This is a genomic window from Mycobacterium sp. NGS49 (assembly GCF_059812565.1).
On the sequence record NZ_JCALCX010000004.1, the window covers coordinates 37197 to 54039 of the forward strand.

Genomic DNA, 16843 nt, shown 5'->3' on the forward strand with positions numbered 1-16843 from the left:
TTGCTGTGGTCGGCACGCGACGTGGAGCGAGTCGAGACTCGAAGCAATCGCCGGCGTGGGACTGCGCACATTGACAATAAATTCAAAACGACGAACGAAGATCCCCGGAAAATGCCCCTGCGGTGCGATACCATTCGAGTCTTTCGTGGATATCAACGTCCCGAATCATTCGTGACTAGCTAGGCGGGAGCCCCGGCATGTCGTACGTGATCGCAGTTCCAGACTTGTTGGCGACGGCGGCCGCGGATGCCGCGGGCATCACCGCATCGTTGCGTGATGCGAACGTCGCGGCCGCGCTGTCGACCTCGGGGCTGGCGGTCGCCGCCGCCGATGAGGTGTCGGCGGCGATCGCCGCGCTGTTCTCCAGCCATGCTCAGGAATATCAGGCGACCAGCGCACAGGTCGCGGCGTTTCACGCGCGGTTTGTTCAGGCACTGGCCGGAACGGGCGCGTCGTATGCCGCCGCGGAGGCCGCCAGCGTGTCGCCGTTGCAGGCCTTCGAGGATGCCGTGCTGGGGGTGATCAATGCGCCGACCAACCTACTGCTGGGACGTCCGCTGATCGGCCCGGGCACTGACGGCGCCCCGGGGACCGGGCAGGCCGGCGGTGGTGGCGGGATCCTATGGGGCAACGGCGGCAATGGGGGATCGGGTGCGCCGGGGCAGGCCGGCGGCGCCGGCGGAGCCGCCGGGCTGATCGGCGCGGGCGGTGTCGGCGGTGTCGGCGGTGTCGGCGGTGGCAATGGTGGTGTCGGCGGCGCCGGCGGGTGGCTGTGGGGCAACGGTGGGGCCGGGGGTGCGGGCGGGATCGGGGGTGCCAGCGTCAGCGGCGGTATCGGCGGTGCCGGTGGTAGCGCGTTGCTCTACGGCCACGGTGGGGCCGGCGGTGCGGGCGGGGCCGGGGCGGCCGGGGCAACCGGAACCGCGGGGGCCGCGGGTACGGCGATGGTGCCGGGTGGCGGCACCGGTGGTCCCGGCGGCGCCGGTGGTAACGCGGGTATGGGTGGGGCGGGCGGAAAAGGTGGGCTGGTGTACGGCGTGGGCGGCGCCGGTGGCCAGGGCGGTGTGGGCGGGGTGGGCGGAACCGGCGGCATCGGCGGGGCCGGCTGGGACAACACCAATGTGGGCGCTGCCGGCGGTACCGGCGGCAACAGCGGTACCGGCGGCGACGGCGGAAACGGCGGCATGGGCGGGGCCGGCGGGCAGGGTTCGGCCTGGTTCGGCCAGGCGGGAGCCAACGGTTACGGCGGGGCCGGCGGTGCCGGTGGGAACGCCGGGGCACCCGGCAACGGCGGCACGGGTGGGCCCGGCAGCGCCAGCTCCGTCGCAGGTGTCGGAGGCAACGGCGGCGATCCCGGCAACGTCGGCGTCGGCGGCACGGGCGGGGCGGCCGGCGGTCCCGGCGCCGGTGCCGGTGCGACCGGCGCCATCGGAGCGATCATCCCCGGAAACGGCGGAAACGGAGGCGCCGGCGGCCAGGGCTACGACGCCTCGCTGGCAGTCGCCGGCACGCCCGGCGGCGCGGGCGGGGCCGGCGGCAACGGCGGCAGCTACGGCAGCGGCGGTACCGGCGGTGCCGGCGGCAACGCCGCCCCGGGCGGTGCCGGGGCCAATGGCGGCGCCGGCGGGGCCGGCGGCACCAGCGGGGTGATCGCCGGCGTCGGCGGTGATGGCGGCCAGGGCGGCAACGGCACCGGCAGCGGCGCCGGCGGTGACGGCGGCGCGGGTGGCGTTGGGCTCAACCAGGGGCCGGGCAACGCGGTAGCCGGCGCCGGCGGCGCCGGCGGGTCCACGGTGAACGGTCGCGGCGGCAACGGCGGGGCGGGCGGTGCGGCGACCAACAACGGGACCGGGAACGCCACCGGCGGCGCCGGAGCGGTCGGCGGCACCGGGGCCGCCGGCGGCGGCAACGGCGGAGCCGGCGGGGCGGCGACCAACAACGGCACCGGGAACGCCACCGGCGGCGCCGGCGCGGCCGGCGCCAGTGGCGGGCCGACCGGCACCGGGGGCAACGGCGGCGCCGGCGGTGCCGCGACCATCAACAATGCCGTCTCGACCGGTACCGCCAGCGCGGGTGCCGGTGGTGCGGGCGGTAGCGGCACCACCGGCGGAAACGGCGGCGCCGGCGGTGCGGCGACTACCAGCGGCTTGGGCAACCTCACCGCGGGCAAAGGCGGCGCTGGCGGCACCGCCAGCACAGGGGGCGGTGGAATCGGCGGCCGCGGCGGCAACGCGACCATCAACAACAGCGCCTCGACGGTGACCGCGGTGGGCGGTATGGGCGGCGCGGCCGGGGCCGGCGTCAACAACGTCGGCTTGGTGGGCGCCGGTGGGGCCGGCGGTGACGCACAGACCACCAGCGCTACCGCCGGGGCGACCGGCGGCGCCGGCGGGGCCGGCGGCGACGGCAGCACCGGCCAAGCCGGGGTCGGCGGGCGCGGCGGCAACGCGACCATCACCAACACCGCGTCCGCGGGCACCGCCACCGGGGGCAAGGGCGGGGTCGGTGGCGTCGGCGCGGCCGGTGGCGGCACCGGCGGCGGCGGCGGCGACGCGGCCAACAACGGAATAGGGAACGCGATCGGCGGCGCGGGGGCGGACGGCACCAACACCGCCACCGGCACCGGCGGGGCCGGTGGCACCGGCGGCGGTGCGCGTCTTAACGGTGCGGGCTCCTCGGGCACCGCCACCGCCGGCAACGGCGGCAACGGCGGTTCCGGTACCTCCGGCGGCAGAGGGGGAACTGGCGGTTCTGCGTCCGTCGACATCGGGGGATCCGGAAACGCGTTCGGTGGCAACGGCGGCGCCGGCGGCACCGGCACCACGCTCGGCGGAGAAGGCGGGAGCGGCGGGTCCGTGACGATGGTCGGCAGCGGGACGGGAGTGGCCGGCGCCGGCGGAAACGGTGGCGGTGGCGGCACCACGGGCACCGGCAATATCGGTGGCCAAGGCGGCGTCGCGCAAGTCTTTGGTGCGTCCTCGACGGTATCCATCACGGGCGGCAACGGTGGGCGCGGCGGCGACGGCGCGGTCGCCGGGCGCGGCGGTGATGGTGGTTTGGCGCAGACGTCTGGGACCGGAAGCGCAACCGGCGGCAGCGGCGGTGCGGGCGGCAACAGCACCGGCAAGGCCGCCGCGGGCGGAGCCGGCGGATTCGGCGGAGGATCGAACATCGGCAACGGCGCCGCTACCGGTACCTCCGTCGGCGGTCATGGCGGGGCCGGCGGTGACGGTGACATCGGGGGGAACGGCGGTGGCGCCGGTGGCGCGTCCAACCAAGGCACCGGAAGTTCCACCGGCGGTGTGGGCGGGGCGGGCGGCACCGGCAGCGCCGGCGCGGGCGGGAACGGCGGGTCGGGCGGCAACGCCATCATCGGAAACAGCGGGGCCACGACTAGTGCCACCGCCGGTGCCGGCGGGGCCGGCGGTCACGGCGCCACCACCGGCGGGGGCGGCGGCGCGGGCGGCGCGGCGTCGACGAACGGAACCGGAAGCGCCACCGGCGGAGCCGGCGGCTCGGGCGGCGACGGCGGCACCGGCAACGGAGGCAACGGCGGGGGCGGCGGGACCGCGAGCATCACCAACAGCGCCTCGACAGCCACCGCGACCGCCGGCAACGCGGGTGCCGGAGGTGCCGGTGTGGCGGGCGGGGATGGCGGTATCGGCGGCGGAGCGACGACCACCGGCAAGGGCTCCGCGACCGCGGGCAATGGCGGAGCCGGTGGCGCCGGCACCACCGGCATCGGTGGGGGCGGCGGATCAGGCGGCCTCGCGAGTGTCACCAATGCCGCCGCGACGGGCACCGCCGCCGGCGGCAATGGGGGCGCCGGTGGTGACGGGACTACCGGCGGGGCAGGAGGATTCGGCGGGGGTGCCGCGATGGCCCTTGGGGGTTCCGGGAACGCGATCGGCGGCGCCGGCGGCAACGGTGGGAAGGGTCCCGGGGGCGGTGGAAACGGGGCAAGCGGAGGTGGCGCCACCGTAGGTTCATTCAGCTCCCCCGGAAGCGGGAAGGCGATCGGCGGTAACGGTGGAGCTGGCGGAAGTGGCGGAACCACCGGCGCCGGTGGTTCCGGTGGCAACGGCGGCCAGGTGACCGTTCTCGGCACGGCCTCAACGGGCAGCGCTACCAGCGGCAGCGGCGGCGCCGGTGGGGATGGCGTCACTGGCGGCAACGGCGGCGCCGGCGGCTTTGCGTCGAATGAGGGAACGGGATCCGTCACCAGCGGCGCCGGCGGGTCCGGCGGGGACGGCACCACCGGTAACGGCGGTAACGGCGGCAACGGCGGCGTCGTGAACACCCCCGGAACGGGAGCGGCCACCGGCGGGGTGGGCGGCGTCGCCGGCCACGGTACCGCCGGCGGGAACGGCGGCTCAGGCGGTGCCGGCGGCGCAGTGTCCATCAACAACATCGCCGCTACGGCGGCGGCCCACGGTGGCGACGGCGGGGCCGGCGGTGCCGGCGCCGTCGGCGGCAACGGTGGGGGCGGCGGTGCTGCGGGTCACACCGGAACCGGGAACGTCGTCGGCGGCGACGGCGGGCTCGGCGGTGGCGGCAGCACCGGCAAGGGCGGTGCCGGCGGTGCCGGCGGCGGCGGGAGCATCAGCAACACCGCCTCTTCGGGTACCGCCACCGGCGGGGACGGCGGGGACGGCGGCGCCGGCGCCACCGGCGGTGACGGCGGAAACGCTGGTACGGCGCTTACCAGCGGACTTGGCGGCGTCACGCCCGGCACCGGCGGCAAAGGTGGCAATGGCCTCACCGGCGGCGGAGGCGCCGGTGGGCGCGGCGGCAATGCGCAAGTCAGCAACAGCGCCTCGACGGTGGCCCCAGTCGGCGGCGCCGGCGGAGCGGGCGGCGATGGCGTCGACAACTCCCTGGTGGCGCAGGGCCGCGGTGGGGCCGGCGGCAACGCACAGACCAACAGCGCCACGGCTAACGCCGTCGGTGGCACCGGCGGAGTCGGCGGGGACGCCACCACCGGCACCGGCGGACGCGGCGGTAGCGGCGGTAATGCGATCCAGTCCGGGACTGGGACCGGGAACGCCACCGGTGGCGCGGCGGGTGCTGGTGGCACCGGCGGGACCACCGGCGTGGGCGGGTCCGGCGGGCTCGGCGGCACCGCGACCATCAGCGACACCGCCTCTGCGGGTAGCGCCACCGGCGGCAGCGGCGGGGCCGGCGCAGTCGGCGCCGCTGGTGGGGGCTTTGGCGGCAGCGGCGGTAGCGCGTTCAGTAGCGGCACCGGGAACGTGACCGGCGGCAACGGAGCGGCCGGAGCCAGCGGTGGCCTCACCGGCACCGGCGGAAACGGGGGCTTGGGCGGCGCCGCGACCATCTTCAACAGCGCGTCTACGGGTACCGCCACCGGCGGCAACGGCGGGGTTGGCGCTACCGGCACCACCGGCGGCGCGGGCGGAAATGGCGGCCTAGCCCAGATCAGCGGCGGGGGCGCCGCGACCGCAATCGGAGGCGACGGTGGGATTGGCGGCGACGGCGGCACCGGCGGGCTAGGCGGAAGCGGTGGTGCGGCGAGCACCAATGGAATCGGCAATGTCACCGGCGGAACCGGAGCCGCAGGGGGCGCCGGCACCACCGGCAGCGGCGGGACGGGCGGCAATGGCGGCGCCGCAACCATCTCAAATATCTCGTCGACAGCGACCGCCACTGCGGGTGCCGGCGGGTCAGGCGGCGACGGCGCTATCGGTGGGACGGGCGCTGGTGGCGGCGCAGCCTCCACCAGCGGGACGGGGGCTGCCAACGGTGGCAACGGCGGCGGTGGCGGCGACAGCTCGGCGACGAACGTCCAGGGCGGGTTCGGCGGAGGCGGCGGCAACGCCCACTCTGCCGTCTTGGCCAACGCCACGCCCGGCGTAGGTGGCAAAGGCGGAACGGGTGGTCCCCCTGCTGGTCTGCCGGGCGATGACGGGGCCGACGGAATCGCGTCCTAAAGCGTCCTCAGAAGTAGAAGCCGGCGTACGGAGCCTCGGGCACCGCGAACAGTCGGTCGGCGGCGGCGAGCGCGGCGGCGTCCTCTGCCTGGACCATGCCGGCGACTGCGAGGGTCTGCCAGGTTGCCCCGCCGAGCAGCACGGTACCGAGTCCTTCGATGCCGACGTGCAGCTCGGGCCGCTGGTCGGTCGGCGCGGCTCCGTCGGCGCTGATGATGAAGGTGGCCGAATTATCCCGCAGCAGTGGGTCGGTGACCGAAACGACGATGGTCTTGTCGCCGGCGTAACTCCGTGCGGCCAGCGCCCGGCGCACGTCGATGACGCGCAGCCAGGTCTCGTCGTGTACTGCGGTGACCTTCGCCGCGCGCCGGTCCACCAGCAGCAGGGGCATCGGATCGTCGACCGGCAACATCCAAAACATCACGCGGTCAACGAGATCCAGGCCGAACAGGAAACGGAGCAATCCGAGGTACGCATCGGCGGTGGGTGCGAAGAAGTCTTCGACGACGATGGTGCGTTGGTCACTGATGAACCATTTCTCGGTGTCGATCGGACGATATCGGGCGAACCCGGACTCTGCCCCGGGCATTCCGTGTACGGCGACATAGTCTGGGCCGGGCGAGGATTCGCTGCGCAGCCGGCGTGCCTGCCACCACACCGCCGGGCGGTCGATGGTGCCGGGACGAGCGGGTCGATGCTCGGAGTAGATGCGGGACAGGGTGTCCCACGCGTCGGCCGCCTCGAGTAGCCGCACCGGGCCGCCGGCCGCGACGTCCGGGCGCAGCGCCGCACGTGCGGTCTGGACTTCGACGGTCTGCGTCGAACTCGCCACGCCGTAGCCGTAGCGACCGTAGATCGTCGCCTCTGATGCGCGCAGTGTCGCGACCACCTCACCGCGGGCGGCGAAGTCGCGCAGTTGATGGTGAACCAGGCCGGTGGCCAGACCCCGGCGGGTGAAGGACGGCAGTACCCCGACGTGCGTCACCGCGGCGTGGCTGACCGTCGTACCGCCCGGAAGCGTCAGCCGGCTGGTTACCGCATCGGCGGTGCCGATCAAGTGGTCGCCGACGTAGGCACCGAGGGTGCGGCCCGGCTCGAGCAGTGTGGTGATCTGCCCGGGTTGCATGTTCGACAGGGGCGGGATTCCGATCATGGCAGTGCGAAAGACCCTCGCAGCAGCCAGGAGTTCGTCCTCGTGCTCGAGGACGCGGATGTCGCAGCTCATCTGGCCATCATCCCTGTTGGCCGTGCCGCGGTTTGACAGGTCCAGCGTTGCAAGACGGCGAGCCCATGCAGATCGGTCGGCCCAAGCGCAGACCGGCGCTACATCGCCGCTGCGGCACGACCGGACCGGCTCCGTCAGCCCCGGGGACTGATGTGCTCGTGCACACACCGGATGAACGCCTGGGTGGCAGCCGATTGGAGCTGAGTCTGCGGCGCCACCAGGTGAACCTCCCGACGTAGATCCGCACCGCGCACGGGTAATAGCACCAGCGTTGGATTCGTCTGGGCTCGGCTGTGCGCCACCGACTCGGGCAGTAACGCCACACCGAGGTTCTGGCAGACGAAGTGGATCACCTCGTCGACGCGGGTGACTTCGAATGCGACATGACGCCGCACCGCGGCGAACCCGCGGTCGGTCTCACGCCGCAGCCCGTAGCCCGGCGGGAAGTCGATGAAGGGAAGCTGTGCCAGTAAGTCCAGCGTGACCGAGGGTTTTGCGGCGAGTTGATGGGTCACCGGCAGTACTGCAACGAGCGACTCAGCGAACAGATGCTGACACGCCAGGTCGGCGGACCGGATGGTGTTGGATCCCACGATCGCCACATCGAGTTTGCGTTCGCGGGTGGCTTGAACCAGCGAGTCGCTGCCACCACTGCGCAGTGTGACGGTGACGTCGGGGTAGCAGGCATGGAAGGTAGCCATGAGCGCGGCGACGTCCAGCCTTTCCGACGGGATTTCCATCATCCCAACGGCGAGCCGGCCGCTCACCGTGCCGCGTAACGCCTGGGCGTCGATGGCAAGCTGATCCACCCCGGCGATGATCTGGTGCATCAGCGGTGTCAGCGCCTCTCCGGCCGGCGTCAGGGAGACAGAGCGGGTGGTGCGATTGAAGATTCGCACGCCCAGCTCGTCTTCGAGCTTGCGCACCTGTTGGCTCAGCGCGGATTGCACGACAAACAGTCCATCGGCGGCTCGGGTGAAGCTGCGGGTTTCGGCCACGGCGAGGACGTAACGCAGCTGCTGCACGTTCACGATTAATCATTATTGATGATTGATGACATCAGATCTATGCGCTGGACGGCTAAGTGCAGTGGCCGGACAATTGACGTCGTGTCTGTCGTCGTGCGCCCGACCGGTAAGTTCAGGGCCAGCGACTGCTCGTCGGTCGAAGTGCGCGACCGCATCACCGCAGAGTTGGCAACGCTGCCGTTTCTGGGGACCTTGACCTGTCAAACCAAGCAGGTCACCGCCGGAGCGATCGAAGAACTCATCTTCACCTACACCGTCGGGCAATCCGGTATCGCCGACAGCGGCTGGTTGAAACTGTGCTTCCGCTACTACTCCGACTGGGATCTGCAGACCTCCGATGCCGCCGGACGCGATTACGCGACCGCGTCCGTGGCTAGTCGGTCGCTGCTGGGCGGTGCATCCGAAGAAGGGACGGCTCGCCGACTGGCCACTCGCTACGACGTGAAAGGCGGTGAGCGGCCCTTCCAAAAGTCACTGCTGGTGCACGTGGTCGACGGCTATCTGCGGCCCGGAGACGTCGTGGAGATCCGATTCGGGGACCGGCGATTCGGCGGACCAGGGACCCGCGCGCAGACCTTCATCGAAGATGAGTTCGAGGTGCACCTGTTCGTCGATCCGCTCGGCACCTCCCGAATGGCCCACGCCGCGGTTACCAAAGTGGCCATCGTCGCCGGTCCGCCCGCGAATCTGGTGGTACACGGACCGCGCGTAGTCGGACCGAACCAGACGGTCACACACCTGCGGGCGCACCTGCAGGACCGCTGGGGCAACGTCTGCCGTGACGTCGCCGCGACGTTCCGCGCCGATGCCGACGGCGAGAACATCACCAGCGCAACGACGCCGGCGACCGGCTGGGCGCACGTCACGTTGCAGGTGCCGGCCCGACCGGGGGGCGTCGAGGTGAGCGCACACACCTGCGCCGCTACCTACGGACCCGCCACCGCCCTGATCGACGTCGTCGCGGATCTCCCTGCGCCACAAGGATATTTCGCTGATCTGCACGTCCACTCCAACGATACCGTCGGAACGCAGAGCACGGACTGGAACCTGCGCTACGGCCGGGACATCGGCGGCCTGGACATTCTTGGCTACACCGCCAATGACTTTCAGATCACCGACGGCGCATGGGCCGATGTGGTGGCGGCCTGTCGAGCCGTCGCACGGGACGGCGCGTTCGTCTGCTTCCCCGGGGTGGAGTGGTGCGGAACCGCCGGCGTGGGCGGCGATCACAATGTCGTGTTCCTCGGCGAGGACACCACCATCGCGCGGTCCCTGGAATGGCGGCAGGGAATGACGGCCAGCGCGCCGACACCGCAGACCTGGCCGATCACCGAACTGTACGCGGCTTACGAGAAAGAGCCCGACTCTTACCTTTTGATCCCTCATGTCGGAGGCCGCCGCGCCATCCTGGACTGGCACCACCCCGAACTGGAGCGCCTCGTAGAGGTCCACTCGACCTGGGGCAGCAGCCCATGGTTCCTCGAAGATGCACTGGCCCGCGGACTCAAAGTCGGTGCGAGCGCCGCCAGCGACGAGCACCGTGGCCGCCCGGGCGGCGGTGCGCCCGGAGCCAACATCTTCGGGGGGTTCGGTGGTCTGACCGGCGTGCTCGCCGGCAGTCTCACCGCCGAACATGTCGGTCATGCTCTGCGTGCTCGCCGCACCTGGGCGACCACCGGCAGCCGCTCGGTCGCACTGCTACGCAGTGGCAGTAACTGGATGGGAGACGAGATCCTCACCGCCGCAGATGAATTCAACATTGAGTACGCTTTGTATGGCAGTGCGGGCTGGGAAGAGATGGTTCTCTACGACACGCGCGGTCCACTGTTGCGCCGAGATCTGCAAGTCGAGGCGGGCCTGTCGGAGTCGCTGGTGCGAATTCGCTGGGGCGGTGCGCGGCACCGAGACCGCTACCGCTGGGCTAGCTGGGCAGGGCGCCTGAGCGTCGCCGGCGCCCGCATCAATTCCGTGACGTCTTGGGCGGCAACCCATCCCGAGCAGCTCATCGAGGCTGACGGTTCGGGCGTCAGCTGGCGTACCACGACCTACGGCTCCGACATCGGCTTCGTGTTGAGCCTGAGTGACCTGGCGCAGGCGCGGCTGGCGATAGAGACAACGGTGCTCGAAGACGACCATCGATCGACCATGGCCGTGACCGGCTCGGAACTGATCGCGCAGTCGTTCCATGAGCAGCTTGCCGGCGGACTGAACCTGCGGATCCGCGCCGAACGCATCGCCGAGTCGCGGGCTCTACCCTGCGTGCTTACCGGCAGCGTGATGCTGCAATTACCACGTGAGCGCAGCGCGGTGTATCTGCGAGCCAGGCAATCCGACGGACATCAGGTCTGGACCAGCCCGCTCTTCTTCGCTCGACCACAGGAGAAGTGATGGATCAACCCGCGCTCACCAGGCGCCGACACGTGGACTTCGGTCGCGTCACCCGCGCGGCCTGTCCACCGGCATCCGGCGGCCAACGTATCGTGCCGTCGCGAGCGGCCCTGTCTCTGACCTTTTTCGGGAGAACCGATGCATATTCCCAAGATTGCTCATGCCGCAGCGGTATCTGCAATCACCCTGGCCGCTGTGCTTGCCGCGTGTAGTGGCAACGCCCCAACGTCGAACTCGTCAGGGGTCACGCTGCGGCTGGGTTACCTGACCCGAATTACCCACGCCTCCGCCTTGATCGGCATCGACAACGGAGCGTTTGCCAGGAACCTGGGAGCCCAGGTCAAATTTCAGCCGCAGGCATTCAGCCAGGGCACCGCGGAGACCACGGCATTGCTCTCCGGTCAACTTGATGCGGCGTTCGTCGGCCCCAATCCGGCATTCAACGCCTGGCAGCGGTCCAATGGCACCGCGATCAAGATCATTTCGGGTTCGGCGACCGGCGGCACTTCGATGGTGGTCAAGCCCGGCATCAACTCCGCGGAGGACCTGCGCGGAAAGACGATCGCCGATCCCGCTCTCGGGGGTGCGCAGGATGTCAGTGTTCGGGACTGGCTGCGCAAGAACGGGTTGAAAACGAATCCCCAGGGCGGTGGCGATGTCACCATCAAGCCGACGACCCCCGAGTCAGGCATCGTCCAGCAGTTCATCAGCAATCAGATCGCGGGCGCCATCGTTTCCGCGCCCTACGATGTGCAGCTGGTCAAGGCAGGGGGCACCCGGCTGTGGTCAGACTCGAATACCATCACCATCCTGGTGGTCCGACAGGAATTTCTGGCTGCTCACCCAGACGTGGTTGCCGGTCTGGTTCGAGGTCAGATCCAGGCCAATGACACCATCCACAAGGATCCCGAGGGTGCCGCACGGTCCGCCAATGCCACGTTGATCAAAGCACTGGGCGCCGGACTCGCATCCGACGTGCTCACCGCGTCATTCCAGGAAACCACTTTCACCAATGACCCCGGCGTGCAGTCACTCAACGATCAAGTGCGGAAGGCGGTTTCGGTAGGTCTGCTGCAGCCGCTCAATCTTGACGGCATCTTCGAACTCAGCCTTCTGAACCGTGAACTCGCGGCCGTCGGCCAGCCGCCGGTGGCGGCGTGACGACGGCCGCGCGACAAGGTGTTCCCTTGACGAACTTCGCCTCGGCCGAGCCGTTCCAGCGCGGCAATTCGCCGGCAATTCGCCTTGACCGGGTCGCGAAGCGTTACGGGAAGGGCCGGGCGCTCGTCGAGGCTTTGGGTCCACTGTCATTGACGGTCGACCGTGGCGAATTCGTCTGTGTGGTGGGCGTCTCCGGGTGTGGCAAGAGCACGCTGCTGTCGCTGATCGCCAAGCTCGACAAGCCGACGTCCGGTCTGGTGGAGACCGGTGACCACCGCATCGCCATGATGTTTCAGGAGCCGGCATTGTTCCCCTGGCTGAGTGCCGCAGGCAACGTCGAGCTGGCACTGCGGGCCAAAGCCGTTCCCCGCCGCCAACGACGCGCACGGGCCAGCGAATTGCTGCACACCGTGGGACTGGCCGACTTCGCCGACAAGCGGCCGCACCAGCTGTCCGGAGGCATGCAGCAGCGGGTGGCGCTGGCGCGTGCTCTAGCCCAGGAAGCGGACGTCCTGCTGATGGACGAACCGTTCGCCGCCCTGGATGCGTTGACGCGCGACCGACTGCAGGGAGAACTGGAACGGATCGTTGTGAACCGCAGCCTCACCGTCGTCTTCGTCACCCACAATGTGCGGGAGGCGGTACGCCTGGCGGACCGTGTGGTGTTGCTGAGCGCACGGCCCGCCGACGTCGTCGAGGAGTTCACCGTCGCGATACCCCGGCCGCGCGACATCAACACCGCGGAGGTCGCGGAATTGGCTGCTCACATCACCGAGCAACTCAATCGGAGCGCACGTGTCGACGAAATCTGATCTGCACAGCGCTGGTGCAGCGCACCGCATCGCCGCCACCCTTTGGCCCAAGATGGTCGGCATCGGCACCGTTGTGGCCCTCTGGCAGCTGGTCGTGTTGAGCGGGTGGAAACCGTCCTACGTGCTGCCCGGCCCGGCCGCAGTCGGCGAAAACCTGTGGCGCCAGATGCAGGGGGCGCTCCTGTGGGACGCTGTGGGAACGACGATGGGCCGCGCGATGACCGGTTTTGCGCTGGCCGCGGCGATCGGTTCGTTGATCGGCGCGCTCATCGCGCGGAACCCGTTGGCGAGGGCCGCTTTCGGACCGTTGATCACCGGCCTGCAGACCATGCCGGCGATCGCATGGTTTCCGTTCGCGATCATCTTCCTCGGCCTCGACAACTCGGCGATCCTCTTCGTCATTGTGATTGGTGCTGTACCCGCCGTGGCCCTCGGGGTCATCTCGGGCGTCGACCACACCTCGCCGCTGCTGCTGCGTGCCGCGGCGACGATGCAGCTACGGTCGGTCGCTTTGTATCGCTTTGTGATCCTTCCCGCTGCGCTACCGATGGTCGTCGCCGGCCTCAAACAGGGATGGGCCTTCGCCTGGCGCAGCCTGATGGCCGGCGAACTCGTGGTGCTGGTCGCCAACACCTCATCGATCGGAGTGCTGTTGGAGAACGCCCAGAACCTCAGTGACATGCCTTCGGCGATCTCGATCATGATCGTCATCCTGGCCATCGGCATCGTCGTCGACGCCTTATTCAGCATGCTGGACCGTGCGGTCCGCCGGCGGTGGGGTCTGCTGAACGACCGCGATGCATAGCAGCCGGCCCTTTCGGTTGTGGGCCTTCGGCGATGCTCATGTGGGTACCGATAAGCAGTACGGCCGAGAGAGCCTGGCGGAAGCCATCGTTCACAGCGAATGCGGAGGACAGCATGGCGGGCCGGCGTTCGAGTGGGATCTCGCCGTCGACGTCGGAGACATGTCGGGGGCCCATCACAGCCTGCCTGACGACGCCGAAGGACAAGAAGTGCGAAGGCAGTTCGGCGCCCTGCGCCGCCACCGTCGCGAGGACGTGTACAGCGTGTGCGGCAACCACGACCGCAGCGGCCTCGACGAGAATGAGGCCTGGTGGTGGCGTAAGTGGATCGATCCGCTCGGTGAGCACACCGAGAGCTCCGGGGTGGACCCGCGAGCTCGGCGCTACGCGGTCACCGGTACCTGGGAGCGCTATTCGTTCCAGGTGGGAAACCTGCTGTTCCTGATGATGAGCGACCGCAATGAGCCGACCCAACAGGTGGGACGTGGCACCTTGGGCGGCAACCCCGGCGGAGTGGTCAGCGGTGAGACGTTTCGGTGGTGGAAGCGCATGGTCGCCGCGCACCCGGACCACAACATCATCTCCGTGCATCACTACGTACTGAAGGACACCACCGTCGCCTCCGGGGAATGGGAAGGTGTCCGCAAGGGAGCCGACGGGCAGTGGCACGAGCACTACCACCGTCCCTTCGCCCAAGGCACGCCCCAGGGTGCGTCGTTCCTCTACTGGGTGGACAGCCGGCCGGACTCGGCTCAGTTCGAGTCGTTCCTGGCCGAGCAGCCGGGCCGGGTTGCCATGTGGCTGGCCGGCCATACCCACACCCATCCCGACGACCGGCACGGGGCGAAGACTCACATCGAAAGACGCTGGGGAACATGGTTTCTCAACGTTGCGTCACTGAGCCGGCATCACATGCCGCTGACCACCTTACCGGTCAGCAGGCTGCTGACCTTCACGCCCGGCAGCACCGAAGTACGCGTGCAGTGCTACCTGCACACCGACCAGCACGCCGCCCAGGGCTGGTATCGCCCGGCCGAACGCATGATCACTCTGCCCCGACCGTTCCACTGGCCGGCCTGATATCGAAGTGCGCCGGGTCCGGTGCCGCCAGCATGGTTGTCAAGGTCCCGCGGTCCCACGGCCACAGATCGATCGCGTTGCCTTCGGTGAAGTACCACGAGTTGCAGCCGGTGTTCCACACGGTCGGCGTCATCGCTTCTGCCACGGCGGCATTGAACTCGTCGGTCGCTTCCTCGGTCACTTCGACGGACGACGCCGCACCGTCGCGCAACATCTCCAGAAAACGCGCGATGTAGTGGGATGTTCGCTCGGCTGAGTACTGCAGCGAGATGGATCCAGTGGGGGAGTTGGGGCCGAGCACGGTGAACAGGTTGGGAAATCCGGGAATTGCGGTCATCCGGTAGGCCCGCGGTCCGCCCGCCCACGCCTTGTCGATGGTCAAGCCGTCACGCCCGGTGATCTCTATGGGCCGCATGTAGTTGTGCGCCAGGAATCCGGTGGCCAGTACGATCACATCGGCGGGCCGGTCTCGGCCGTCGGCCGTTCGGATCCCGGTCGGGGTCACCGCCGTGACCCGGTCGGTCACCAGCTCCGCATTGTCGGATTGTATTGAGCGGTAGTAAGTCCCGGAGACCACCTGACGTTTGCACAGCGGCTGGTAGTCCGGCGTCAACTTCTCCCGCAGCTCTTCGTCGCGCACCTGCAGGCGCAGGCACAGCCGGGCATACCTGTGTACCATGCGCCGCCGCCACGACGGACGGGTGGTGACGTCGGCGAGAATTCCAGATGCCCACAGCAGTGTCCGATACAGCCGTTCGTGACCGCCGGGGAACCGTCGCAGTGCGGCACCGACAAAAGCGCTCTGGCGCAACGACATCGGCGCCCACAGAATCCACTGCGGCGAGCGGACGTAGTGGGAGATCGAGGCGGCGCCCGGCTGCAGCGCGGAGACGATCTGCACGCCGGTGGAACCGGTTCCGATCACCGCGATGTGCCTGCCGTCGGTTTCGACGGCGTCGTCCCAGCGCGCGGTGTGCAGCACCGGGCCGGGGTATTGGTCGAGGCCCGGGATGTCCGGGACCGCGGGATGATGCAGCACCCCGGTGGCGCAGACGACCACGTCGGCCTCGATCTCGCCGCCGGCGCGTGTCACCAGCGTCCAGCCGGCACGGTCTTCATTCCACTGTGCGGCAACGACTTCGGTGTTCAACTGAATCCGGTCGCCCAATCCGAGTGAGTTCACGACATCGCGGTGGTAGCGCTGTATGTCGGCTCCCTCGGCCCAGATGTGCGACCAGTCCGGCTTTGGCGCCCAGCCGAACTGGTAGAGCTGCGAGGGCACGTCGCAGCGCAGACCCGGGTACCGATTCCAGTGCCACACGCCGCCGACATCGGAAGCCTTCTCCAACACCGTGACGTCGGAGAAGCCGCGCTCGGTGAAGACCTGCAGTGCGGTGATACCGGCCATACCCGCGCCGATGATCACCACTCGTGGCTCCCTCGTCATGCGTCAAACTCGCTGTGGGCCAGCGCGTGCCGCACGGTGTCGGGTGCTGTGGTCATCGCCGCCTCGAATGCGTCCCGCCGGCGGGCACGGTTCATGAAGTTGGGGCCGAGGCCGGCCAGGTCGGTGACCGTCGGCACGATCGGGACCACACGCTGCCCCCTGGCCCGCGCGGCGGCGATCTCGGCCCACAGTCCCGTTGACATAGGGCGTCGCAGTAATCGGTCTTCGAGCACGCCGCCGATCCCGGGCACCCGCACACCGGGTGCCGACGCCATGGGCGCGATGACGTAGATGACGGTGGCGTCCGCCGGGCCGACGAGATCCACCGAGGCCGTCGAGGCCGCGCCGCCGTCGACATAGGTGTGCGGGCCCACGCCCACCGGCGGCATCCACCCGGGAATGGCCCATGATGCCCGAAGCGCTTCTCCTACAGTGGCTTCGGGCGATCCAGGTGCGCCGAAGGCCACTCGGTGACCACGCCGGACGTCGTAGGCCACCAGCCGGGTGTCTGGGTGGTTCAGCCACCCCGTGGGCGACTGGAACCCATCGGCCAGACGTTGCAGCCACGCGGCATCGCCCCGGCCGGTCGGCGCGATACCGGTCAGCCCGGCCAGACCAGATCGGGATCGCAGCAACGCCGGATTGAGCAGTCGCGGCCGCGGCAGCGGCGGAAGGCCGGACGGTGTGTCGCGGATGTGGCGGCACAGCCTGTCATCGGTTGCCTGCCCGCGGTGCATGGCGACCAGGTCGGCGATCGAGGCGCCGCCGCCGAGCATGGTGACGATCTCCGCGCCCGCCGACGTGCCCTGCAGGACGTCAGCCGCGCCTGGTTCACTTCCGGTCTGCTCGGCCAGCGCATGCAGAGCCGCGACGATCCACGCGCCCCCGATCGTGCCGCCGCAGCCGATCACCAGAGCCGTTTTCGAGGCCTTCTTTGTCACGGGTCTC

General features: G+C 69.8%; 10 protein-coding genes. 6 read left to right on the plus strand and 4 right to left on the minus strand.

The window, feature by feature from the left end; genetic code table 11:
- The first annotated feature begins 197 nt into the window (after positions 1 to 197).
- Positions 198 to 5951, plus strand: a complete 5754-nt coding sequence (locus tag AC5Y7D_RS05000; RefSeq protein WP_499922214.1) for a PE family protein — start codon at positions 198 to 200, stop codon at positions 5949 to 5951.
- 7 nt (positions 5952 to 5958) lie between these two features.
- On the opposite strand, the gene AC5Y7D_RS05005 is transcribed toward AC5Y7D_RS05000, so the two are convergent.
- Both AC5Y7D_RS05005 and AC5Y7D_RS05010 read right to left on the minus strand, forming a co-directional pair.
- Positions 5959 to 7176, minus strand: a complete 1218-nt coding sequence (locus AC5Y7D_RS05005; protein WP_499922215.1) for a GNAT family N-acetyltransferase — start codon at positions 7174 to 7176, stop codon at positions 5959 to 5961.
- 134 nt (positions 7177 to 7310) lie between these two features.
- Positions 7311 to 8207, minus strand: a complete 897-nt coding sequence (locus AC5Y7D_RS05010) for a LysR family transcriptional regulator (protein WP_499922216.1) — start codon at positions 8205 to 8207, stop codon at positions 7311 to 7313.
- 36 nt (positions 8208 to 8243) lie between these two features.
- On the opposite strand from AC5Y7D_RS05010, the gene AC5Y7D_RS05015 reads away from it, so the two are divergent.
- From AC5Y7D_RS05015 to AC5Y7D_RS05035, 5 genes are all read left to right on the plus strand, one after another.
- Positions 8244 to 10592: a CehA/McbA family metallohydrolase domain-containing protein gene (locus AC5Y7D_RS05015; RefSeq protein ID WP_499922439.1), complete on the plus strand. Its 2349-nt coding sequence runs from the start codon at positions 8244 to 8246 to the stop codon at positions 10590 to 10592.
- Between the two features lie 138 nt (positions 10593 to 10730).
- Positions 10731 to 11753, plus strand: a complete 1023-nt coding sequence (locus AC5Y7D_RS05020; protein ID WP_499922217.1) for an ABC transporter substrate-binding protein — start codon at positions 10731 to 10733, stop codon at positions 11751 to 11753.
- Positions 11754 to 11830: 77 nt separating this feature from the next.
- Positions 11831 to 12565, plus strand: a complete 735-nt coding sequence (locus AC5Y7D_RS05025; RefSeq protein ID WP_499922440.1) for an ABC transporter ATP-binding protein — start codon at positions 11831 to 11833, stop codon at positions 12563 to 12565.
- Positions 12549 to 13370, plus strand: a complete 822-nt coding sequence (locus tag AC5Y7D_RS05030) for an ABC transporter permease (RefSeq protein WP_499922218.1) — start codon at positions 12549 to 12551, stop codon at positions 13368 to 13370. Before AC5Y7D_RS05025 ends, AC5Y7D_RS05030 begins: the two co-directional genes overlap by 17 nt.
- Complete coding sequence (locus AC5Y7D_RS05035; protein WP_499922219.1) at positions 13363 to 14448, plus strand: hypothetical protein; 1086 nt, start codon at positions 13363 to 13365, stop codon at positions 14446 to 14448. Before AC5Y7D_RS05030 ends, AC5Y7D_RS05035 begins: the two co-directional genes overlap by 8 nt.
- Here AC5Y7D_RS05035 and AC5Y7D_RS05040 read toward each other — a convergent pair.
- Entirely contained in the window at positions 14414 to 15895 is a 1482-nt protein-coding gene (locus AC5Y7D_RS05040) for a flavin-containing monooxygenase (protein WP_499922220.1), read from the minus strand. The two genes, AC5Y7D_RS05035 and AC5Y7D_RS05040, sit on opposite strands and share 35 nt — an antisense overlap.
- Entirely contained in the window at positions 15892 to 16836 is a 945-nt protein-coding gene (locus tag AC5Y7D_RS05045; RefSeq protein WP_499922221.1) for a patatin-like phospholipase family protein, read from the minus strand. The genes AC5Y7D_RS05040 and AC5Y7D_RS05045 overlap by 4 nt, the downstream gene beginning before the upstream one ends.
- Positions 16837 to 16843: the final 7 nt, after the last annotated feature.

Coding starts and splice junctions, on each gene's coding strand:
- AC5Y7D_RS05000 (WP_499922214.1), top strand. CDS start 198: ATGTCGTACGTGATCGCAGTTCCAGACTTGTTGGCGACGGCGGCCGCG.
- AC5Y7D_RS05005 (WP_499922215.1), bottom strand. CDS start 7,176: ATGAGCTGCGACATCCGCGTCCTCGAGCACGAGGACGAACTCCTGGCT.
- AC5Y7D_RS05015 (WP_499922439.1), top strand. CDS start 8,244: ATGCGCTGGACGGCTAAGTGCAGTGGCCGGACAATTGACGTCGTGTCT.
- AC5Y7D_RS05020 (WP_499922217.1), top strand. CDS start 10,731: ATGCATATTCCCAAGATTGCTCATGCCGCAGCGGTATCTGCAATCACC.
- AC5Y7D_RS05035 (WP_499922219.1), top strand. CDS start 13,363: ATGCATAGCAGCCGGCCCTTTCGGTTGTGGGCCTTCGGCGATGCTCAT.
- AC5Y7D_RS05040 (WP_499922220.1), bottom strand. CDS start 15,895: ATGACGAGGGAGCCACGAGTGGTGATCATCGGCGCGGGTATGGCCGGT.